The organism is Rhizobium aouanii (assembly GCF_037002925.1).
Taxonomy (GTDB): domain Bacteria; phylum Pseudomonadota; class Alphaproteobacteria; order Rhizobiales; family Rhizobiaceae; genus Rhizobium; species Rhizobium aouanii.
Window position 1 is genome coordinate 12,252 of record NZ_JBAMYD010000017.1, and the last position, 21,725, is coordinate 33,976.

Annotated in this window: 22 protein-coding genes; 9 read left to right on the forward strand and 13 right to left on the reverse strand. The window is 63.3% G+C overall.

Going from position 1 to position 21,725, the window contains the following annotated elements:
• Positions 1 to 213 precede the first annotated feature (213 nt).
• Positions 214 to 1,356, reverse strand: coding sequence for a hypothetical protein (locus V8P77_RS26325; protein ID WP_335914932.1), 1,143 nt, complete (start codon positions 1,354 to 1,356; stop codon positions 214 to 216).
• 67 nt (positions 1,357 to 1,423) lie between these two features.
• Complete coding sequence (locus V8P77_RS34905) at positions 1,424 to 1,552, reverse strand: DUF3024 domain-containing protein (RefSeq protein ID WP_444965443.1); 129 nt, start codon at positions 1,550 to 1,552, stop codon at positions 1,424 to 1,426.
• 352 nt (positions 1,553 to 1,904) lie between these two features.
• Here V8P77_RS34905 and V8P77_RS26335 point away from each other — a divergent pair, with 352 nt between their 5' ends.
• Positions 1,905 to 2,294 carry a hypothetical protein gene (locus tag V8P77_RS26335; protein ID WP_335914934.1) on the forward strand — a complete coding sequence of 130 codons (390 nt, stop codon included), beginning with the start codon at positions 1,905 to 1,907 and terminating at the stop codon, positions 2,292 to 2,294.
• A 41-nt stretch (positions 2,295 to 2,335) separates the two neighbouring features.
• Here the strand turns inward: V8P77_RS26335 and V8P77_RS26340 are convergent, their stop codons facing one another.
• A complete protein-coding gene (locus V8P77_RS26340; RefSeq protein WP_335914935.1) occupies positions 2,336 to 3,760 on the reverse strand; it encodes an MFS transporter in 1,425 nt (474 codons plus the stop codon).
• 145 nt (positions 3,761 to 3,905) lie between these two features.
• Between V8P77_RS26340 and V8P77_RS26345 the strand changes: the two genes are divergently transcribed.
• Both V8P77_RS26345 and V8P77_RS26350 read left to right on the forward strand, forming a co-directional pair.
• Positions 3,906 to 4,796: a LysR family transcriptional regulator gene (locus tag V8P77_RS26345; protein ID WP_335914937.1), complete on the forward strand. Its 891-nt coding sequence runs from the start codon at positions 3,906 to 3,908 to the stop codon at positions 4,794 to 4,796.
• A gap of 106 nt (positions 4,797 to 4,902) precedes the next feature.
• A complete protein-coding gene (locus tag V8P77_RS26350; RefSeq protein ID WP_335914939.1) occupies positions 4,903 to 5,124 on the forward strand; it encodes an alkylphosphonate utilization protein in 222 nt (73 codons plus the stop codon).
• A 55-nt stretch (positions 5,125 to 5,179) separates the two neighbouring features.
• Here V8P77_RS26350 and V8P77_RS26355 read toward each other — a convergent pair whose 3' ends face one another.
• The 3 genes from V8P77_RS26355 to V8P77_RS26365 form a co-directional block, all read right to left on the reverse strand.
• The gene (locus V8P77_RS26355) at positions 5,180 to 6,007 is read right to left on the reverse strand and encodes a transglutaminase-like domain-containing protein (RefSeq protein ID WP_207158410.1); all 828 of its coding nucleotides are present in this window, start codon (positions 6,005 to 6,007) and stop codon (positions 5,180 to 5,182) included.
• Positions 6,008 to 6,163: 156 nt separating this feature from the next.
• Positions 6,164 to 7,036 carry a transglutaminase family protein gene (locus V8P77_RS26360; RefSeq protein ID WP_027667423.1) on the reverse strand — a complete coding sequence of 291 codons (873 nt, stop codon included), beginning with the start codon at positions 7,034 to 7,036 and terminating at the stop codon, positions 6,164 to 6,166.
• Positions 7,037 to 7,516: 480 nt separating this feature from the next.
• Complete coding sequence (locus tag V8P77_RS26365) at positions 7,517 to 7,672, reverse strand: hypothetical protein (protein WP_018445292.1); 156 nt, start codon at positions 7,670 to 7,672, stop codon at positions 7,517 to 7,519.
• Positions 7,673 to 8,457: 785 nt separating this feature from the next.
• Between V8P77_RS26365 and V8P77_RS26370 the strand changes: the two genes are divergently transcribed.
• On the forward strand, positions 8,458 to 8,712 hold the full coding sequence (locus tag V8P77_RS26370; RefSeq protein ID WP_020050024.1) for a GlsB/YeaQ/YmgE family stress response membrane protein: 255 nt from the start codon (positions 8,458 to 8,460) through the stop codon (positions 8,710 to 8,712).
• A gap of 101 nt (positions 8,713 to 8,813) precedes the next feature.
• Here V8P77_RS26370 and V8P77_RS26375 read toward each other — a convergent pair whose 3' ends face one another.
• On the reverse strand, positions 8,814 to 9,095 hold the full coding sequence (locus V8P77_RS26375; protein WP_025394620.1) for a hypothetical protein: 282 nt from the start codon (positions 9,093 to 9,095) through the stop codon (positions 8,814 to 8,816).
• 219 nt (positions 9,096 to 9,314) lie between these two features.
• Between V8P77_RS26375 and V8P77_RS26380 the strand changes: the two genes are divergently transcribed.
• From V8P77_RS26380 to V8P77_RS26400, 5 genes are read left to right on the forward strand one after another with little or no spacing between them, the layout of a single operon-like run.
• A complete protein-coding gene (locus tag V8P77_RS26380; protein ID WP_335914949.1) occupies positions 9,315 to 11,207 on the forward strand; it encodes a peptidylprolyl isomerase in 1,893 nt (630 codons plus the stop codon).
• An 8-nt stretch (positions 11,208 to 11,215) separates the two neighbouring features.
• Complete coding sequence (gene trpD / locus V8P77_RS26385) at positions 11,216 to 12,232, forward strand: anthranilate phosphoribosyltransferase (RefSeq protein ID WP_335914950.1); 1,017 nt, start codon at positions 11,216 to 11,218, stop codon at positions 12,230 to 12,232.
• A gap of 9 nt (positions 12,233 to 12,241) precedes the next feature.
• Positions 12,242 to 13,054 (forward strand): indole-3-glycerol phosphate synthase TrpC, encoded by an 813-nt coding sequence (gene trpC, locus V8P77_RS26390; protein WP_335914951.1) that lies wholly within the window; start codon positions 12,242 to 12,244, stop codon positions 13,052 to 13,054.
• A gap of 1 nt (position 13,055) precedes the next feature.
• The gene (gene moaC, locus V8P77_RS26395; protein ID WP_335914952.1) at positions 13,056 to 13,553 is read left to right on the forward strand and encodes a cyclic pyranopterin monophosphate synthase MoaC; all 498 of its coding nucleotides are present in this window, start codon (positions 13,056 to 13,058) and stop codon (positions 13,551 to 13,553) included.
• Positions 13,550 to 14,773: a molybdopterin molybdotransferase MoeA gene (locus tag V8P77_RS26400; protein ID WP_335914953.1), complete on the forward strand. Its 1,224-nt coding sequence runs from the start codon at positions 13,550 to 13,552 to the stop codon at positions 14,771 to 14,773. The genes moaC and V8P77_RS26400 overlap by 4 nt, the downstream gene beginning before the upstream one ends.
• Before the next feature lie 9 nt (positions 14,774 to 14,782).
• Here the strand turns inward: V8P77_RS26400 and V8P77_RS26405 are convergent, their stop codons facing one another.
• The 6 genes from V8P77_RS26405 to V8P77_RS26430 form a co-directional block, all read right to left on the reverse strand.
• Complete coding sequence (locus V8P77_RS26405) at positions 14,783 to 15,448, reverse strand: class I SAM-dependent methyltransferase (RefSeq protein WP_335914954.1); 666 nt, start codon at positions 15,446 to 15,448, stop codon at positions 14,783 to 14,785.
• Positions 15,449 to 15,473: 25 nt separating this feature from the next.
• Positions 15,474 to 15,908 (reverse strand): GNAT family N-acetyltransferase, encoded by a 435-nt coding sequence (locus V8P77_RS26410; RefSeq protein ID WP_335914955.1) that lies wholly within the window; start codon positions 15,906 to 15,908, stop codon positions 15,474 to 15,476.
• A gap of 65 nt (positions 15,909 to 15,973) precedes the next feature.
• Entirely contained in the window at positions 15,974 to 17,914 is a 1,941-nt protein-coding gene (locus V8P77_RS26415; RefSeq protein WP_335914956.1) for a DEAD/DEAH box helicase, read from the reverse strand.
• 99 nt (positions 17,915 to 18,013) lie between these two features.
• Positions 18,014 to 19,870, reverse strand: a complete 1,857-nt coding sequence (locus tag V8P77_RS26420) for a CHASE2 domain-containing protein (protein WP_335914958.1) — start codon at positions 19,868 to 19,870, stop codon at positions 18,014 to 18,016.
• A 5-nt stretch (positions 19,871 to 19,875) separates the two neighbouring features.
• On the reverse strand, positions 19,876 to 20,394 hold the full coding sequence (locus V8P77_RS26425; protein WP_335914959.1) for a FecR domain-containing protein: 519 nt from the start codon (positions 20,392 to 20,394) through the stop codon (positions 19,876 to 19,878).
• A gap of 153 nt (positions 20,395 to 20,547) precedes the next feature.
• Complete coding sequence (locus tag V8P77_RS26430) at positions 20,548 to 21,693, reverse strand: citrate synthase (protein WP_335914961.1); 1,146 nt, start codon at positions 21,691 to 21,693, stop codon at positions 20,548 to 20,550.
• Between the last annotated feature and the right edge of the window lie 32 nt (positions 21,694 to 21,725).

The window sequence follows — 21,725 nt, forward strand, 5'->3', positions numbered from 1 at the left end:
ACAGCCATCACGAGAAGTACGCGTATATCAGGACGCCAATAGAGCCCCAGAAAACAAGCGGCGCCAGGATCATCCCCGCAACGATCATTTTAGTCACAGCAAAACTCCGACACCTCCACGCATGCCGAAGCAACCTATTGCATCGATTGGAAGTTGCCATGGGCACGAAGTCCGGGATGGATCGGACCTTGGTCTGAGCTGCGCTGGCACCGACTAACCGAAAACGTTCAGCCGCTCGATGAAGCGCCCCTTCTGAGCGTGGCGTTCACGGATCGAATGCAGGCGGCGGGTGAAATCGGCCGTGCCGCCATTTTGTTCGGCGATCGTCTTCAGGTCGGCGAGCAGGCTGGCGGCCTTGTCATAGCCGGAAGCGTTGCGGCGCTCGATCTCGGCCTCGATCTCGCGCCAGACAGCCTCGCCCCGCTGGATGATGGCGTTGAGCCGTGTGCGGCGGGCGCGGGCCTCTTCCGCCTCCTGCTTTTTTCGTTCCGCCGCCAGCCGCTCGTTTTCCTTGCGCTCGCGGACATCGCGAATCGCGCCGGCATGGGCTTGCAGTTCCGCGACCGTGGGCGGGGCGGCGGCCGGCTTGGCTGCGGAGGCCATAGCCGAGAAGCTCCGGGCGCTTTTCTGCAACTCGCCGGCCACATACGGATCGCCCTCGATCAGACGCATGAGCATCTCCGTCTTCTCGCCGTTGGACATGGAAGCGATGAAGCTTCGGACGGCATCCGATGCCATCGAGCCGGCCAATGTCGTTTCGGCCGGGCGTTCGGCGGCGGCCGCAACGAGGTCGGCATCGAGACGGAAGAATTGTGCGAAGGCTTCAAGCTCATCGGTCATCGGGCCTATCCCGGGCAGTGGCGCCACCACCTCCGGCCCGAGCGTTTCCGCCTGGACCGCCATCAGCCACAGCAGATAGAAGAGCCTGAGATCACCGCCGAGCACCGCCGCGCGCAATGGCGTCAGCGCCGCGAGCCAGCCCGGCCCCTCTTCCCAATCATCCTCGGATTCCACTTCCTCGCATATGATATCGAGGATCAGGTTTTCACCTGAGGTGGTGAGTTCGGCGCCATCGACCGCGCTGAGAAATCCGTCGAGGCGTTGCCGGTCGACGAGCCGCTTCGGAAAGCGGATCATCAGGCGCCTCGTTCCCCAATTGGCGAGATAGAGGTGCAAGTCGAACCAGCGCCCAATGAGCTCGGCCGGATCACCTTTGAAATCGCCCCATTCGTAGGAATTGGTGAAGCTCGTGGAGGTGATCCGCGCCCGGGTCGATAACTCCCGGAGGGAGCGGCGATCCGCGTCGCTGAGGGGGCGGTCGATCGCTTGAAATTCGTAATATTGATATTCGCTCATGGCCGTGGTGGTCGAGATGTCATCGTGGACGAAGGCGGTTCCAGTCTGCCGCGCCGTTCTGTCTTGATCAGACCGGATGCAGCATGCCGTCAGTTTCGAGGATTCGCAGCGCCTCGGCAAGCGTCACCCCGGAATGGAGCCGCCACCATTTGCCTGTGTGCCGCATCCAATAGATATCGAACCGGTCTGGTCCCATGCGGTCGATGCGGGCGAAGGGGGCATCGAACTCCTCGCCGTGATGTCCTCAAAGCCGGATCTGTAGCGCTGCATGAACCGATATCGATTTCCCGCCCACGAGCCTCTGATATCGACGACGTAGTTCCACTCGGTCGGCCGGATTTCAGGCAGGAAACGCGGCTTCAGAATATCGCGAATGAAGGCCTCGCAGGCTGCGATAATCGCCTGCTTCTCAAGATTGTCGACCGGAGCCGGCTTCTCGCTCCGTGTCATGATCCATTGTCTCTTGCTCGCCATATGCTCACCGAACTTTACCCCACGAATTAGGCTGGATAATAGAATAGCAAACCACTGAAAAGCGAGCAGCGACAATGAAATTAGGCTGGCAACCACGGAAATGGCTCGAGAAAAAGAGCAAGCGCGGTAACCGCGGCTACCCCATGGGTACGATCGCATATTATGGGCCTGACAACCGCCGCGCCAGCAAGGCTGCCGTCAGCATCATCCCGGCGCTGCATGCGGATCCGGCCGATCTGCGCCGATGGTTTGCCGAAACCGGCGATCTCAGGATGGACGAGACCGTGATCGCCGAGATCGCCGCATTCCTGCGCGAGAATGAGGTGAAGTCGGTAGTGATGGTGGACGCAATCATCGGCTGCCCTCACGAGGAGGGAATCGACTATCCGAGCGGCGAGGCGTGCCCGGAGTGCTCATACTGGAAGGGACGAAACCGCTGGACCGGCAAACTCGAGTCCAGTTGAATTCTCGGCGGCTTTGCTCGCATGTCCATACCGGGCGCTGATCATGCTTCGGAATTGGTTCGGCGTCGATAAATCCCGGCCGCGATGGCGAGCGCGGCGATAACCAGTGCTGCCGCGACGGCAAAGGTCATCCGCATGCCTGAGGCAATGGCCTCGGGATGCGCCGCCGTGATATCGGGTGTTCCCGAAGAGAACGCGAAGACGGCGCCCATCACGGATGCGCCGGTAATCAGCCCGAGATTGCGCGACAGGTTGAGCATGCCCGAGATGACGCCCCGCTGGTCCGGGTGGACGTCCGCCATGACGGCAGTGTTGTTGGCCGCCTGGAACAGCTGATAGCCGGGTGTCAGCATGGCAATGGCGGCGATGTAGCCTGATATCCCGGGAAGTACGGCCATGGCGACGGAGGCTGCCGCCATGGCGAGGAGCCCTGCGACGACCACGAATGGTGCGTCCAGACGGTCGACCAGGCGACCGGCCGGGACCCCGCTCAAGATGGAGATCACGGGGCCGATCGACATGACGATGCCGACGAAAGTTTGATTGAGCCCCAGCGCATGGGAGAGGTAGAACGGCGCCACGACCAGCGTCGCCATCATCACAGTCGAAACCAGCATGTTCATCGCCAGGCTGGCGGCGAGCACGCGATTGCGGAACACCGTCAACTGGATCAGCGGCGATGCCGCTCTCGCCTCGGCGAAGACGAGCAAACCGGTGCCGAAGACGGCAGCCAGCAGCAGGGCGACGTTCAGCAGGCCAAAGCGGTCGTGCCCGATCGTCATCGCCAGCGCATAGGCCGAAAGCGTCAGCGCAAGCAGCAGTGTGCCCGCCATGTCGAAGCCCTTCCGATCCGTCTTCCCCTTGCCGATATCGGCGGGCAGATGGCGATAGGCGAGAACGAAGGTCAGAACGCCGAGCGGCACGTTGACGAGAAAGATTGCCGGCCAGCCGAGCCCGGCGATCAGCAGGCCACCGAGCGAGGGCCCAAGAGCGGTACCGATCGCCGACATCGTTCCGAGCAGCCCCATGGCGCTTCCGGTTCGTTCTTTCGGCACGGTTTCGCCGACAAAGGCCATGGTGAGCGCCATCATGATGGCCGCACCCAGGCCCTGCACAGCGCGCGCGGCAATCAACAGCCATAACGTCGGCGCGACGCCGCAGAGGACCGAGGCCAGCGTGAAAAGCAGGATGCCGATGAGCAGCAGCCGGCGCCGACCGGTGATGTCGCCAAGCCGTCCGACGCTGACGATCAGGGTGGTGATGGCAAGGAGGTAAGCGAGAACGATCCACTGCACATCCTGGAAGGTGGCATCGAACGCCTGCGCCAGGCTCGGCAGGGCAACGTTGGCGATGCTGGTGCCGAGCGACGGCAGCAACATCGAGAGGGAAAGACTGGCAAGCGCCCATCGTACGGAGGGTGGCTGTTCGGCGATGGCCTCGTTTCGCTCTGCAATGATCGATTTCAACCCGTGAACTCCGTTTTCTCTTAGTTCCCCCGAATGGAACTGGTGAAAACCTAGTCCTCTGCTTGATATGGCGGAAGGCGCATGGTTTGCACTTCATTCATGCGTCTGACGCCACATCACGATGAAAGCGTGTTATACTTGATGCATGTCGACACCCGATCTCAACCTCCTCGTCACCCTCGATGTGCTGCTTGCCGAAGGCAGCGTTGCGCGTGCGGCGCAAAGGCTGCGGCTCAGCCCGTCGGCGATGAGCCGGGCCTTAGCGCGATTGCGCGAAACGACGGGCGATCCGCTGCTGGTGCGGGCCGGCCGCGGCCTCGTCCCCACGCCGCGCGCGCTCGAACTGCGCGAGCGGGTCGGCCGGACTGTCGAGGACGCGCAGGCGATCCTGCGTCCTGCCGAGGCGCTTGACCTTCAACGCTTGGTCCGGACGTTCACGCTGCGCACCAGCGAAGGCTTTGCCGAGAGCTTCGGGCCGGATCTCATCGCCCGCCTCGGTCGGCAAGCGCCCGGTGTGCGGCTACGCTTCGTGCAGAAACCGGATAGGGACAGCGCCCCGCTTCGCGACAGGACCGTCGATCTGGAAACCGGCGTCGTCGGCGGGACGACCGGGCCGGAGGTGCGGGCGCAGGCCTTGTTCCGCGATCGTTTCATCGGCGTCATGCGCTTGGGGCATCCGTTTTGCGAGCGCGAGATGACGCCCTCCCTTTATGCCGGCGGCCAACACATCTACGTCTCGCGGCGCGGGCTCGACAAGGGACCGATCGATGAAGCCTTGAACGCGCTCGGGCTGGAACGGCAGATCGCCACCATCGTCAGCGGCTTTTCCACAGCGCTGCAACTCGCCCGGAACTCCGATCTGATCGCCAGCGTGCCCGAACGGCACACGGGAGCCTTGCGCGTGGGAATGCACAGTTTTCCCCTCCCCGTCCCGACGCCTGAGATCACGGTGTCATTGCTCTGGCACCCCAGGATGGATGCCGATCCGGCGCATCGCTGGCTGCGCGGCTGCGTGCGGGACGCCTGCGCGAGTTGATTGAAGGCCTGTGTAGGATTTTTGAGGTCAGGCGATTGATCCATTCGTATGGTTGACTATTCCGCGTCGCCATGATTTCCCGTCCCGATCACCAAACGGGGACGTTATGAGCGACATCATTGTAAAAGACAGCAACGGAAGCCAGCTTCACGACGGCGATTCCGTGACGCTCATCAAGGACCTCAAGGTCAAGGGAACTTCCGAGACGCTGAAGCGTGGAACGCTGGTCAAGGGCATTCGTCTGACGGACGATCCAGGCGAGATCGAGTGCAGCACCAAGCAGGTCAAAGGCCTCGTGTTGAAAACCGAGTTTTTGAAGAAGGCATAGGACCCGCCTCGCCCGCGATGCTGGGTGTCGATGCAACGTAAGGCCGGCCCCTGGATCAATCGGCTTTCATCGCCTCCTGCGGCACTTCCTCGGTGATCACCTCGAAACGGGAGAGCGTTGCCGGACCGAAGGCCGTCGACATGGCGACGTCGGTGGCGTCGCGGCCGGTTCCCATCAGAATCCGGCCGATGCGCGGCGTGTTGTGGCGGGCGTCGACCGTATGCCAGTGGCCGCCGAGAAAGACCTCGAACCAGGCGCTGAAATCCATCGGATTGGGATCGATCGGAACGCCGATATCGCCGAGATAGCCAGTGCAATATCGTGCCGGGATATTCATGCATCGGCAAAGCGCAATGGCGAGATGGGCAAAGTCGCGGCAGACGCCCGTCTTGTCGGTGAAGCCGCCATGCGCGGTCCTGAGCACGTCGGCCTTCAGGTAATCGAAGGTGATGTGGTCATGGACGAAATCGCAGATCGCCTGGACACGCGCCCAGCCGAGCGGCGTCGACGAGAACCTGGCCCAGGCGAAATCCGCAAGCCTGTCGGTGTCGCAATAGCGGCTGCCGAGCAGGAAGACCAACACATCGTCCGGCAGGTCATTGATCGCGTGCTGGACGGCATCGTCGGGAACGATGTCGGGTTGGCCGCTGTCGTAGATCTCGAATTCCGTGGAGATCGTCGTCAGCCCCGGCGGGGCGACGATCCGGCTGCAGGCATTGCCAAACACATCGGTATAGCTCCAGGCCTCGATCGGCCGGTCGAATGTCAGGGTCTGATCGCTGAGAAGATCGGCGCGACGGGAGGGATGGATATTGAGGACGAGCAGCATCGGCGTCGGCTGCGTGCATTCATAGCCCAGATGAAACCCGGCGCGTATCTTCATGGTGGCTTCCTTATCGCGTCTCCGCAGAGGTGGAGGTGAGTATGGAACGTTGATCGCGCTACCCGGTTCCGTGGCCGCGGGACTGTCACTGCGCGGCCGGCTCGGGGTAATCAAGATTACCCGAGAAACCCAAGATTACTTCGGAGGTAATCGAGATTACCTCGTGGTGACGTTGACCTGCACCGTCATGCTGTCGAAATCCTTCCCGTCCCCGTCGTAGCTGCCGCTCAACGGGACTGCCTGGCGCGGATCGCGGGCAACCGCGACACGAATGAGATCGCGGTTACCGACGATGCCGTTGGTCGGGTCGAACTCCGTCCAGCCGGCGCCTGGAAGATAGATCTGGCACCATGCATGCGTGGAACCGCCGCCGAGAACGGTGGAACCGTCCCGGTCGGGAACATAGACATAACCCGTAACGAACCGCGCCGCGAGGCCGAGGATGCGCGCCGCCTCCATCATCAGAAGCGCAAAATCCCGGCAGGTGCCGGAGCGAAGCCGCAAGGTTTGCACCGGCGTCTGCGTTCCATGTTCATGGCGCCGCGCATAGACGAAGCTTTCGCGGACGGCGTAACAGAGCGTCATCAGCAGATGCCCGGTCTCCGTCGGACGCCCCTGGCGGACGAATTGGCGTGCCCAGCGTCCGACCTCGTCGTTCGGGTCGGGGTAATGGCGCTGCATCGCCGGCGTCAGATCGGCAATCTCGTCCTTGTCGTAGGAGAATGGATAGGTCAGGGCCGCGTCATCGACCTTGAGATCCAGGGCGACCTGGGGCGTATGATCGAGCGTGATCCAGGTTTCGAAACGAAGTTCGGACGCCGGCCTCGAAAAATCGACGAGCGCCACGCAATTGCCGAAAACATCATGGATCCAGCGCACATGACTTTCCTCGGGATAGATCGTCAACGACGCTTCGATCAGCCGCTGGTCGAAACTGTCGCGCGGCCGGAACATCAATCGATGCTCGCCGAAATCGACGTCCCTGACGTAACGATAGGACGTGATGTGGCGGACGGAGAAAATCGTCATAAGCCACCGTGTAATCTGTTCACTTTGCTGCTCCAAGGCGGCAAGGCCGCCTCTCCTCTGCGGAAGCGCCCTGCCGGCCTTCCCGCTCATCCCGATTTCTTGTCATATAAGGACGTTCGAAAGATTGCTATTGTATCTTCACCGATCGACGGCAGGGCCGTCCAACCTAAGAGGATAACATGCATATCATCTGGGACGTTCTGACGCTTCTGCTGACAATCGGCTCGCTCTATGGCGGTCGCGAATACCGGATTATTCGCGCTCGTGCCCGCGCTCAGAACTGGGGCAACTTCTGATTCGATCCGGATATCTCTTATTCGATTCCGAATCATGGCCGCATCGGTCGCGTTACGTCGAATGACGTAAAGTCATGCGCTTAAGAAAATGCTGTATTAATTGAGGCGGAGCCTATCCGTCCATTCTCCCTGTTAATCCTAAGCCCGCCTCACCCCAGGCGGGCTTTTTATTCAATCGCCAGCATTACTTCTTGGCGCCGGCCGAAAGCACCCGATGGGTCGCATTGTCCATGGCGTGGCTCGCTTCCTGTCCATCCTTCTTCAGCCCGTATGCGGTATTGCCGCAGCCGGAAAGCGTGAGCAGGCAGATGCAGGCGATAGCGATTGCAGCTTTTGGCATCAAGTGTTCCCCTGGTTGAATGGCGATTCGTAAAATGATGCAGTCCGCACCAAAATCAATCCGCAGGCGATGACGGCGAACGGCGGCTTGGAACTCGGTGACGCCACAGGCGTTTACAGGAGCCATCCAACTGGGGTTAGCGAACATGGATTATCAGATTGCCTTCGCCGCGACTGTCGCAACGGCGTCCTTCCTCGTCTTCATGCTGATCGTCCACCGGACCTAATTGCCGCAGCAAATGGATTGGCCCTTAAGGCGCGCGATCACTGGAACCGGTGCCGACCGCGTTCCGCGGCCTCATTGCTTGTGACCCGGAGAGATAGCAGCACCACTTTCCGCCTCGACGACAAGGCGGGAGATCGGAAGGTCTGGAGCGCATGGATCGCAGATGATCCGTCAACAACACGGGAAAGGTGCAAAACAAAACTTTCAACATTCGCAAGTATTTTTTTACGCCAATCGGTGTATTGAAATTTAATTAATTGCTAAGCTTAACTATTCGTTAACAATATTGTTGCGCTCCGTCCGCTTCCGCTTATGCTTTACGCAAAAGGGGAGAGGAAAGATGTTTAGCAAGAGCCTGATTATGCCGTTCGGCTTCGCATTGCTCGCCATTGCCGGCCTGCTGTTCCAGATTGTCGCCCACGCGCTGCACTCTCCGGTCACCCTGCTGCAGCCGTGAATCACATAAGTTGCTGAACCCGCACGCGATCCCAGTAACTGGGAGTGGAACTTCCTTTCGTTTCGTGCATTCTGTGACTCGTTTTGCCAGGAGGGAGATAACCATGGAAAACGCAGGCGTGGGTTGGATTGCAGCCATCATCATCGGCGGCATCGCCGGATGGCTGGCGGAAAAGGTCATGAGCAGCAGCATGGGCTTGCTCATGAACATATTGCTCGGCATCGTCGGCGCCATCGTCGCCAACTGGATCCTGGGTCTGTTGAACATCCAGCCGCTCGCCGGTTGGCTGGGCTATCTGATCACCGGCTTCATCGGTGCCTGCATCCTGATTGCGATCGGGCGCGTCATCCGCCGCTGACTAGGTCGCGATAGCTGGCCTCCGGCGCTTTTGCCGGTCGTCGGAAATGTCAAAAGCCGGGCGTTCATGACGTCCGGCTTTTCCTTACCCTGAATTCGCGTTCAGCGACGGCTGAGCAGGCCGAACACGTAGGCAATGCCTGCCGTCACGGCGAGTGCCACGAGCGGTTCTTCGCGCACCTTGTCGCGCAGCCGTTCCGTCATCAGCGAAGCCTCGTCGGTCACCGCCGACTTCGCCCCCTGCCCCAGCGCGACCACGCTTTCCGTCAGTCGGGAGAGATCGTTGCGAAGGGCTGCGACCTGCGCCGACAGATCGTCTGCTGCAATATCAGCCTTGACGCGCGCAGCGGTGGATTCGGCGGAAGCGGTTTTCAATTCTGCCATGGTCTGCTCCTGTTTCATGGGATGCCGCTTCAACGAAATGGCGGCCCGAAAGGTTCCGCCGCGACCGATCTTTTGTTCGCCGCAAAGCCGCCGTGGTTGAGCAGCCGCCTTGTGCAGCTTTTCGCGCGACAAACCCTTCATTTCCTGTCGGGTTTGTTTTAAGGAACGTCGAATGTCCGCCCGCGCGCGGGTCAATGATACTGCGAGGTTTGCGTTTCTATGTTCCATATCCTGAGAAGAGCTGCTCAGACCTGGGTTGCCAAGCTCCTCCTGCTTCTGCTCGTCGCGTCCTTCGGCGTCTGGGGCGTGTCGCATGAGCTGCTGTCAGGCGGCAACAGCACCGCGGTCGTGACCGTCGGCGATCAGCATGTGGACGTCAACGAATTCCACCTCGCCTATCAGCGCCAGGTGGCAAGCCTCAGCCAGCAGTTCGGCACGCGCCTCACCCCCGAGCAGGCCCGCGCCTTCGGCGTCGAGCAGCAGGTGCTCGCCCAGCTCGTCGCCGGCGCCTCGCTCGACCAGCTCGCCGAAGACATGAACCTCGGCCTTTCCGAAGATCGCCTCGCCCAGTTGATCGCTGACGATCCGGCTTTCAAGGCCGTCAACGGCCGGTTCGACCGCGAGCTCTTCATTTCGCGCCTGAGCAATGCCGGCATCCGCCAGGATGATTACATCAAGGAGCGCAGCAAGGTCGCTATCCGCAGCCAGGTGGTCGATGCCATCTCCAATGGCTTCACGGCACCGAAGACGCTGGTCGACGCTCTGAAGCTCTATGGTGACGAAAGCCGCAGCGTCGAATACCTGCTGCTCACCAACGCCAATATCGAGCCGATCAAGGCACCTGCCGACGACGTGCTGGCGACGTGGTTCGAAGGTGTCAAGCAGCGCTACCGGGCGCCCGAATACCGCAAGCTCGTCTATCTCAAGCTGCAGCCTGGCGATATTGCCGATGCCGCGACCGTCACCGACGACCAGATCCACGAAGCCTTCGACAAGAGCAAGGATACCTATCGCACGCCGGAAAGCCGCACCATCGAACAGCTGACCTTTGCCAGCAAGGATCTCGCCGCCGCCGCCGAAACGGCGCTGAAGAGCGGCACCAGCTTCGATCAGCTGGTCTCCGACCAGGGCAAGACGGCAAGCGACGTGCTGCTCGGCGAGTTCACCAAGGACAAGGTTCCCGACCAGGCCGTTGCCGATGCGGCCTTTGCGGTTTCGCGCGATGGCGGCACGACGCCTGTCGTCGATGGCTCCTTCGGCCCCGTCATCCTGCGCGTCACCAACATCAAGTCGGAAACGGCGAAGAATTTCGACGAGGTGAAGGAGGATATCCGCAAGCAGCTGGCGCTCTCCAACGCCTCCCAGGAAGTGATCAATGTTCATGACCGCATCGAGGACCTGCGCGCTGGCGGTTCGGCGCTCGAGGACATCGCCGGCCAGCTGAATCTCAAGGCCGTGACCGTCGATGCCGTCGATATGACCGGCGCCGACAAGGATGGCAAAGAGGTCAAGGATATCCCAGCCAGGCAGCAGCTGCTCGGCGAAGCCTTCAAGACCGAGGTCGGCGTCGATGCGCCGCCGCTGCCGATCGGCAATGACGGCTATGTCTGGTTCAACGTCCGCGAAATCACGCCGGACCGCGACCGCCCGGTCGCCGAAGTGCGCGAAAAGGCCGTCGAGGATTGGACGGCGGAGCAGCAGAAGGCCGAGCTCGCCAAGAAGGCCGAGGCATTGAAGGCCGAGGCGCAGAAAGGCACTGCCCTTGCCGATATCGCAACGCCGCTCGGCATTGCCGTCGAAAGCAAGAGCGGTGTCACCCGCTCCACCGATGATGCAGTCCTCGGCCGCGCCGGCGTCACCGCCGCCTTCTCGGGTCCGGTCGACACGGTCGCGAGCGCTGTCGGCGCCGATCCCTCGACGCAGATCCTGCTGAAAGTCACCGAGGTCAACACCGAGCCGACCGCCGACGTGCTGAACAATCGCGATGCCCAGATCACCGCCATGGCCAATGCCGCCGGCGACGATATTCTCGATCAGATGGTGAACCTGCTGCAGACGCAGTACGGCGCTCAGATCAACCAGACGCTCGCTGAACAGGCGACGGTCCGCTAGGAGGCTTTATGACCGATCTGAAGCCGTTCCTGGCCAAGGCTGCAAGCCGCGAGCCGCTGACGCGTGACGAGGCCCGCGCCGCCTTCGACATCCTGATGTCGGGCCAGGCGACGCCCTCGCAGATCGGCGGTTTCCTGATGGCGCTGCGCGTGCGCGGCGAAACCGTCGATGAGATCGTCGGCGCCGTCACCGCGATGCGCTCGAAGATGCTGACCGTCGAGGCGCCGGCCGATGCGATCGACATCGTCGGCACCGGCGGCGATGCCAGCGGCACCTACAATATCTCGACGCTGGCGGCGCTGATCGTCGCCGGCGCCGGTGTTCCCGTCGCCAAGCATGGCAACCGGGCGCTGAGTTCGAAATCGGGCGCAGCCGACAATTTGGCCGCACTCGGCGTCAAGCTCGACGTCGGTCCGGAGATCATCTCCCGCTGCATTGCTGAAGCCGGCGTCGGCTTCATGTTCGCGCAGCTGCATCATTCCGCCATGCGCCATGTAGGCCCATCGAGGGTCGAGCTCGGCACGCGCACGATCTTCAACCTTCTCGGGCCGCTCTCCAATCCGGCCGGCGTCCGTCGCCAGCTGCTCGGCGTCTTCTCGCCACAATGGCTGGTGCCGCTTGCCGAAGTCATGCGCGATCTCGGCTCCGAATGTGTCTGGGTGGTCCATGGCGACGGGCTCGACGAGATCACCACCACCGGCATCACAAAAGTTGCAGTACTCGAAGACGGCAAGATCCGTACCTTCGAGCTTTCGCCTGCCGATTTCGGCGTCAGCCCCTGCGTGCTCGCCGACATCAAGGGCGGCGATGGTGTCGCCAACGCCGCAGCGCTTCGCGAAGTGCTCGGCGGCGCCAAGAATGCCTATCGCGATGTCTCGCTGGCCAATGCCGCCGCCTCGCTCGTCATCGCCGGCAAGGTCGAGACGATCCGCGACGGCATGACGCTGGCCACGCAGTCGCTGGATAGTGGCTCCACCGCGCTCGCCCTCGACAAACTCATCGCCGTTTCCAACGATATCGACTAGGATTGCCCGATGACCGATATCCTGAAGAAGATCGAACTCTACAAGCGCGAGGAGATCGCCGCTGCCAAGGCGGCAGTGTCGCTTGCCGATCTCAAGGCAATGCAGGCCGGCCAGTCCGCGCCGCGCGGCTTCCACAAGGCGCTCATTGCCAAGCGTGATGCCGGCCGCTTCGGCCTGATCGCCGAGATCAAGAAGGCGAGCCCCTCCAAGGGTCTCATTCGCCCGGATTTCGATCCGCCGTCGCTGGCGAGCGCCTATGAGGCCGGCGGTGCCGCCTGCCTTTCGGTGCTGACCGACAGGCCGAGCTTCCAAGGCGCGCCGGAATTTCTGACAGCCGCCCGCGCTGCCTGCACGCTGCCGGCGCTGCGCAAGGATTTCATGTTCGAGACCTATCAGGTGCACGAGGCCCGTGCCTGGGGCGCCGATTGCATCCTGCTGATCATGGCCTCGCTATCGGACGGTGAAGCCGAACGCCTGCAGGACGAGGCCTTCGCCCTCGGCATGGACGTGCTGGTCGAGGTCCACGACGCCGAGGAGATGGAGCGGGCGCTGAAACTCTCCTCGCCGCTCATCGGCATCAACAACCGCAATCTGCGTACCTTCGAGGTTAGCCTCACCGTCAGCGAGGCGCTTGCTCCCATGGTGCCTGACGATCGGCTCCTGGTCGGCGAAAGCGGCATCTTCACCCATGCCGATTGCACGCGCCTGCAGGCCGTCGACATCAATACCTTCCTTGTCGGCGAAAGCCTGATGCGCAAGGACGACGTGGCGGCCGCCACCCGCGCGCTGCTCTTTGGCGAAGCCGCCATCGCGGCCGAATGATATGAGCGGCGCAAAGCCCGGTCTGACCCATATCGATGCCTCCGGCGAGGCGCATATGGTCGATGTGTCCGACAAGGCTGAGACGGTGCGCATCGCCACTGCCGAGGGCCATGTGAAAATGGCGCCGGAAACGCTTGCTCTCATACAGCAAGGGAATGCCAAGAAGGGCGATGTGATCGGCACGGCGCGCCTTGCCGGCATCATGGCGGCAAAACGCACCGCCGATCTCATTCCGCTCTGCCATCCGCTGATGCTGACGAAGGTCACGGTCGAGATCGCCGAAGATGCTGCCCTGCCCGGTCTGCGCGTTACGGCAACCGCCAAGCTCACCGGCAAGACCGGTGTGGAGATGGAGGCGCTGACCGCCGTCTCGGTCGCTTGTCTGACGATCTACGACATGGCCAAGGCGGCCGATAAGGCAATGGAGATCGGCGGCATCAGACTTCTTGAAAAGTCCGGCGGCAAATCCGGCGATTTCCGTCATCCGGAGGCAAGATGAACCTTCTCCCGGTTGCCGAGGCCCTGAACCGCTTACTCTCTCGCGCGAAGCCCATTGCTGCGTCCGAGACGCTGCCGCTTGCCGAGGCTGAGGGCCGTGTCCTGGCCGTCGATCTGACGGCAGGCCTGACCCAGCCGCCCTTCAATGCCTCCGCCATGGATGGTTATGCGCTACGCCGCGAAGACGCGCCGGAGCCGGGCGCCGTGCTGAAGGTCATCGGCATGTCTTCCGCCGGCCACGGCTTCGAGGGAAGCGTCGGCCAGGGAGAGACCGTCCGCATCTTCACCGGTGCGCCTGTTCCGCCAGGTGCAGACAGCGTCCTGCTGCAGGAGGATGCGGAGAGGGTCGAGGGTGGCATCAGAACCAATTTCCCTGTGCGGCAGGGCCAGCATGTGCGTCCCCGCGGCCAGGATTTCGCCGAAGGCGAAGCCGTGCTGTCGGCCGGCACCGTGCTCGATTTCTCGCGGCTGACGGTTGCTGCCGGCATGAACCGGCCTGATGTCGAGGTGCTGCGGCGCCCGCTGATCGCCATCCTCGCAACCGGCGACGAACTGCTGCCGCCCGGAAGCACGCCCGGCCCTTCGCAGATCATCGCATCCAACACGTTTGGTATTGCAGCCCTTGCCCGCAAAGCCGGCGCCGATGTGCTCGATCTCGGCATCGTGCCTGACGACAAGGCCAGGATCACCGCGGCGGTCGACACGGCGCGGCGCGCCAAGGTCGATGTGATCGTCACGCTCGGCGGCGCTTCGGTCGGCGACCATGATCTGGTGCGGGCCACGCTGATCGAGGCCGGCATGCAGCTCGATTTCTGGCGCATCGCCATGCGCCCCGGCAAACCGCTGATGGTCGGCAGCTTCGGCGAGACGCATGTGCTCGGCCTGCCCGGCAATCCGGTCTCCAGCCTTGTCTGCAGTCTGCTCTTCCTGGAACCACTGATCCGCCGGCTCGCCTTCCTGCCGCCGATCCGGCGCGAGATGACCGCCGAGACAGCCGTGCCGCTGCGGGCCAATGACCATCGCCAGGATTATATCCGCGCCAGGCTGGTAAAATCCGCCACCGGCGGCTGGCTCGCCGAACCTTTCGGCAAGCAAGATTCCTCGATGATGAAGGTCTTCGCTGCAGCCGATTGCCTCGTCATCCGCCCGCCGAATGCGCCGGAACTACCCCCCGGAGCGCCCTGCCCTGTCATGCTGTTGCGGCCGGACCTTCTGGCATAGCTCGTCATTTCAACGATCGCCGGAGAGCGAAAAGACGCCCGCCTGTACAGCCTTGGCGCCCGTGCCCGCGCCAAAGTCCGCAACTGCGTGGGTAGCGATTCGGCTGAGTTCGCCCTGTGGCAGGTAGCCCCGTTCGGGATCGCCGATCAGCACCTCGATGCCGGAGGCCTGGCAACGCCGCAGGAAGGCCATTACCCGAAAGGCGAGCGCTGGGTCGTAGAACAGGTCGCCGACCACGAGAAGGTCAGTCGCTGGTGGCTGATCCTCGATGATATCGGCGGCCCAGGCCACGATGTTCACACCGTTGATCGCTGCGTTGAGCTCGATTGCGGCAATGGCATTGGTATCGATATCGACAGCGGTCACCGTGGCTGCTCCGGCCTTCGCCGCGGCAATGGCGACGAGCCCGGAGCCGGCGCCGAGATCGAGCACTCGGCGACCGGTCAGCATTTCCGGTCGATCGAGCAGATGGCGGGCAAGCACGGCGCCGCCGGCCCAGGGATAGGCCCAGTAGGGCGGCGGATCGGCCTCTCTGCTACCGGCAAGCCGCCAGAGCCCGCTCGCGGGCCCTGCCGTATGGAGCAGGATCTCGGGGATGGAGGGAACCGGTGATATCGGCAGGTTGGCCTTGATGAAGGCGGCCGGATCGGGATTCGGCATAGCGGGGCGTTTCATCGAGGTCTGCTCCTGCCGACGAAGCTCAGTAATTCTTCATGGCAAGATGCGGCATGCCACCGTCAAGAAATTCCGCGCCATAGGCGACGAAGCCGAAACGCTCGTAAAGCGGCAGCTTGTCCGCCTGCGCGGTGAGATAGAAGCGGTTGTCGCGGGCAGCGCGATGCAGTTCCATCGCTCGTCCGATCATTGCGACTGCAATGCCTTGGCCGCGCCATTGGCCGGCAACGGCGACCCGGCCAATCTTCACGTGTTCCTCGGCGTAAATGACCCGCAGCGTGCCCGAGACCTCGCCCGCCGTGACGGCGACAAGATGATGGGCGTTGAGATCGTCGGCATCGAATTCCTCGGCTTCGGGAACCTTCTGCTCATGCACGAAAATAGCGCGCCGCAGCCGGAAGGCCTCATTGCAGAGCGTACTGAAAACCGGGACGCTGAGGATCGCCGTTTCCATCACCATCCTTGCCTCCCTCAGGGATACGGCCCAAAGCCCTCCGCCGGACCAGCGAAGGGCTGCCGGCAAAATCAGCCGGGCTTCTTCTTTGAAAACTTATTCTTCGGTGCGCCGCCGCCCTTGCCTTCATATTTGGGGCCTTCGAATTTCGGCTTGTCGGACTTCGGGCCATCGAAAGGGGGTTTGCCCGGCTTCTTGCTCCAGGGCTTGTTATCCCGTCTTTCCCCGCTGGCATTGTCGGCGGCAGCATATCCGCCGCCCGGACCCTTGCCGAACTTGTTCTTCGACCGCTCGCTGCGGAACGAATCATCCGGCCGCTCGTCGCTGGATGGCTTGCCGGCATAAGGCTTCGGCGCAGGCGCCCGGCTGAAATCCGGCGTGCCGGAAAGCCTGGTCACGCGGATGCCGCGTTCGAGCGCCTTGTTCGGACCGATGGCCGCCAGGAAGCTTTCGGCGCTCGCCGCGGCGATCTCCACAAAAGTTTCCTCGGGCTGCATCTTGATCGCGCCGATCTCGCGCTTCGTCACATTGCCGTTGCGGCAAAGCATCGGGATCAGCCAGCGCGGCTCGGCATTCTGCTTGCGTCCGACCGAGACGGAGAACCAGACGCTGGCGCCGAAATCTTCGCGCGGTCCCTTCTGCGCCGGCTCGTACGGCTCGGCATTGTCGCGGCGCTTGCGGCTGCGTTCGTCCTGCACGGTAACCTCGAGCAGATCCTCCGGCGCCGAATGATTGGTGCGATAAAGACGTAAGAAAGCGGCGGCAAGCTTTTCGGCGCCGTGGCTGGCGAGAAGCTGCTGTACCAGGCCCTGCTCTTCCTCCTGCGGCGTTTCGTTGAAGATCGGATCGGCGAGCAGCCGCTCGTCGTCGCGCTCGCTTACTTCCTCGGCCGAAGGCGGGCGCGCCCAGGCAGCCGAAATACCGGCATTCTCGAGCAGGCGCTCTGCCTTGCGCCGTGCATTCAGCGGCACGATCATGGCACTGATGCCCTTGCGTCCGGCCCGGCCGGTTCGGCCGCTGCGGTGCAGCAGCGTGTCCGGATTGGTCGGCAGGTCGGCATGGATGACGAGATCGAGCCCCGGCAAGTCGATGCCGCGGGCGGCAACGTCGGTCGCGATGCAGACACGGGCGCGCCCGTCGCGCATCGCCTGCAGCGCGTGGGTGCGCTCGTTCTGCGTCAGCTCGCCGGACAGCGCCACCACGGCGAAATTGCGGTTGTTGAACCGCGCCGTCAGATGATTGACGGCCGCGCGCGTCGAGCAGAAGACGATGGCATTGGTCGCCTCGTAATAGCGCAGTACGTTGATGATCGCATTCTCGCGGTCGCTCGGGGCGACCATCAGTGCGCGATATTCAATGTCGATATGCTGCTTTTCCTCGGCCGCGGTGCTGATGCGCACGGCATTGCGCTGGTAGCTCTTGGCCAGCTTGGCGATCGCAGCCGGCACCGTTGCCGAAAACATCAGGGTCCGGCGTTCGTCCGGCGCCGCATCGAGGATGAATTCGAGATCCTCACGGAAACCGAGATCGAGCATCTCGTCGGCCTCGTCGAGCACGGCGGCCTTCAGTTCCGACATGTCGAGCGCCCTGCGGCGGATATGGTCGCAAAGCCGGCCGGGCGTGCCGACGACGATATGGGCGCCACGCTCGAGCGACCGGCGTTCGCTGCGGATGTCCATGCCGCCGACGCAACTGACGATCACCGCGCCGGTCATCTCGAAGAGCCAGTCGAGCTCGCGCTTGACCTGCAGGGCAAGCTCGCGCGTCGGGGCGATGACGAGGGCGAGCGGTGCGCCGGCATTGCCGAAGCGCTCCCTGCCTTCAAGCAGCGTCGGCGCCAGCGCCAGTCCGAAGGCGACGGTCTTGCCGGAACCGGTCTGGGCCGAGACCAGCGCGTCGGAAGCGGCGAGCGCCGGATCGAGCATCGCCTTCTGCACCGGGGTGAGTTCGGCGTAACCGCGCTTCTGCAACGCCTTGGCGATCGCCGGAACGACGCCGTTAAATTCTGTCATGAGTTCGATCTTTCGGAGCTGTCAGGCGCGTTGCTGCGCCATGGCCGGAGCCAGCCGGCGGGGTATTTGCGCCGTTCCTAGCCGCTCCCGCGGCGATTGTCAAAGCGTGCGGCTACGCCACAGCCAGGCGTCGATGCGACTTGCCCGGCCGCGCAGCGCCGTTTCCAACGGTCCCTCCATCCGGCCGGACTGCGCGAGCACGCTGTCGGGACCTGCAGCGCGAACGATTTCGGCGCTCAGCGCCAATTCGACGCCATGGCGGGCGGCCACCTCCATCAGCCGGCTGCCGACATTGATGGTGTCGCCCGCCGCGGTAATCTGCTGCCGGTCGCCGGTGCCCAATCGCGAGGCGACGATCGGGCCGCAATGGGCGCCGACCTTGAAGCCGATCTTCTTTTGGGCAAAGCCCGCATGCGCTTGAAGCCAGGCCCTTGTGCGCTCGCACAGACTGACTGCGCAAGCGGCGGCTCGGGCGGCATCGTCATCGGCAGGCTCCGGCAGGCCGAACAGGATCATTGCCCCGTCGCCCATGAAGCTGGTGATGGCGCCGCCATGGGCGCGCGCCTCCTCGTCGACCAATTCGAAGAAGCCGCTCAACATCTCGCTCACCGCCACCGGCCCGACATTTTCGCTGAGGCCGGTGAAGCCCGAGAGATCGATGAAGATGACAGCGGCATTCTGGCGCACTGGCGCGGCGAGGAAATTCGGATCGCGCGCCAGCCACTCGCCGAGGCCAGGTGCCTCGATGCGCTGCAGGCGCGCGCTTTGCTCGGCATAATGGCGGGCGCGGCCGCGGTCGAGCCAGAGTTCGGCCGCGCCATAAGCCAACGCCGGCGGCAGCGCCGCGGCGATCGGCAGCGCCGCACTCAGCCAGTAGCCATGTGCGAAGGCCGACAGATTGAGCATCGCCCAGACGATCAGCGTCAGCACGATAATGACATAGCCTGCCGCACTCCGCCGCCAGGCGACCAGCGACACGAGCACGATCGGCAGTCCGATGGCGGTGGCTGCATCGATCAGCCGCATCCTGCGGTCGCGCACCATGCCGTCGCCGGTGACGAGATGGGTGATCGCCGTCGACATCACCTCGACGCCGGGCATGACGGGATCGAACGGCGTCGGGAAGACGTCGCCGCCGCCGGTGACAGTCGAACCGATGACGACGATGCGGCCTGCCACCGCATCCGCCGAAAGCTTGCCATCAAGCGCATCGGCGGCGCTGAAGGTGGCGATGCTGCCGTGCCGGCCATAGAAGGTCACCGGCAGACGCTGGCCGATATCTGTGGGAATACGCAGCTTTCCGAGCATGATGGCGTCGCGTTCGATCGTAGGATCGACGCCGAGCGCCACCGACGCGGCACGCAACGGAAAAGCCGGATCCAGCCGGTCTGCGGCACGCGAGATTAACGGAATAAAGCGCGGCGTGCCGGTCTGGTCGGTTGCGACGTTGACGATGCCGACCGCGGCGGCCTCGGCAAAGCGGGGGAGTGGCAACAGCAGCTGGTTTGCCTCCGGGATGGCGGCAAACGGATCTTCGGCCGCATCGGTGACCCGCTGGCTGCTTTGCGCAAAAGTGGCTGCGGCCGCAATCACGCTTGGCCCCTGGCGAAGAGCGGCAGTCAGCGCCGCATCACCCGCCTCCGGCCCCGGATCGACCAGCAGAATATCGATCGCCAGGGCTTTCGGCTTCAACGCGGTGATCACGTTGGCGAGGCGCGCAAGTGTCGCCCGATCGAGCGGATAGCCGTGTGCCCTAGCGGTACGGTCGTCGATCGCGACGATCGAGACGACGGGAGGCGGTGTCTTCGCCCCGACGATGGCGCTGCGGATATCGGCAAGCGAGGCCTCCATCCGGTCGAGAAGGCCGCTTCCGGCATTGAGATTGACATAGCCGAGCGCAGCTCCCCAAAGACCGGCGAGCAGCAGCGCGATCACTGTCAGCAGGCGATGATTCATGGGACTTATTGGCCGAGACGGGCAAGAAGGGCAGCGGCGCGCGGCGCCGGCCAGCGACGCACGACGAGGGGTTCTGTTCCGGCAGTAACGTCGACGCCCTCGCCCGGCGACAGCACCACCGGCTCGCCGGCCGGCCGGCGAACCGCGACGCTGCCTCTGACGACCAGCACCGAGGTCTGACCGCCTGCGACATCGACAGCCCATTGGGTGCCGCGCACGGCCGCGATCGCCTGCGGCGTCACGACCTGGAAACCGCCGGCTTGCTGGGTGTCATCGACATCGACGAGAATGGCCTTGCGGCGCAGCGATGCCGAATCGGGACTGCCGTCACGGTTGCGGTCGACGAGGCTGTAGGCCGCGCCGGCCTCTGCCGTCACAGTGACGCCGCCGGGACAACTGAGCACCTGGCGGGCGCCGGCATCACGCGATACCGTGCAGCCGGCAGACTGCGCAAAGGCCGCCCCATGCGGAATGAGGCCGGCAGCGAGTGCGGCGGCAAAAAGGTTGCGAAGCATCGTATTCATGGAAAGTCCCCTTGACCGTGCGGACAGGTCTTTTCGAAAGCGCCCGCCAACCGTCTTCTTCCCAACTGTCTTCCTCGATCTGAGGCATGATAGCCGAATTCAAATATTTCCCTAGGCAAAAAAAGCAAATCGGCGCAATCGCCTGCGAAATTCTTACGCTCTACTATCCGTTTCAGGCGCCGGTCCGGTATAACGCGCCCGCGGCCGAATCAATTCACCGCTGTCGATCTGTTCCATTGCATGGGCAAGCCAACCGACTGAACGGGCAAGCGAGAAAATGATGATCGGCGCCTCCCTCGGGAGATCGAAGGCGGCGCCCATTGCGGCAAGCGCAAAATCGACGTTGACCTTCTCGCCGACCATCTCCTCGCCCACTTCCCGGACTTCGGCAAATTGCGGCGGCAGCGGGAAGTGCGAAAGCAGCGCCAAGGCCCTGGCATCGCCATCGGGATAGAGCGGATGGCCGAAGGCCGAAAGGCGATTGCCCTGGGCAAGCGTACGGCGGATCGCCTGCTCCGCCCCAAGGGCGGAAGCGGTCTCGATCAAGGCGTCGACGCCTTGCCAGGCGGCACCATGCAACGGCCCTGTCAGCGTCGCCAGACCGGACAGCACGGCGGCCGAAAGGGCTGCACCCGCCGATGCCGTGACCCGCGCCGCAAAGGTCGAGGCGTTGAGTTCGTGATCGGCAAGCAGCACCAGCGCGCGGCGCAGACAATCGGCGGCATTCGGCCGCTGCCAGCTTGCCGCAAGCCTGAGATGCAGCGGCCGGTCGGAAGGCCCCGGCGCCAACGCATCGGCGACCGTGCAAAGAACCCGGCTTGCTTCACGGCGAAGTGCTGCCTGCGAGCGGCCGAGCGACGGCAGATCCGATGTCACCCGCCCTGCCAGCGCCTGGAATGCCGCCTGAAGCGACGGAGAGGCCTGGCGGGTCTCGTTGCCCCCAGAGAGTGTTTCCGCGTCGTTCCAGAGCAGTGTCGCCGTCTGCTCGAGCGTCGCGACTTCCGCGAAACCGGCCGTATCTTTTCCACGATAGAAAAGCCGTCCGCCGATGATGGTGGAGATTGCCGACGACAGAACCGGATCGCCCCAGCGGATCGCCTCGGCGGCGACCGTTTCGGTCTTGCGGCGGCCGGCATGGCGTTCGGCAAGCCGCTGTACGTCGGTAGCTTGATACAGGCTGCGGCGCGGGTCGGCGGGATCCGCCTTGGCGCGGATGCGCCCGCGACTGACATTGGCGTAGAGCGTCTGCGGCTTGGTCTTCAGCGCCCGCAACGCCTCCTCGGCAGTCAGCCACGACATCGGAACCTCACATTGATCAATTGCATCAAGAT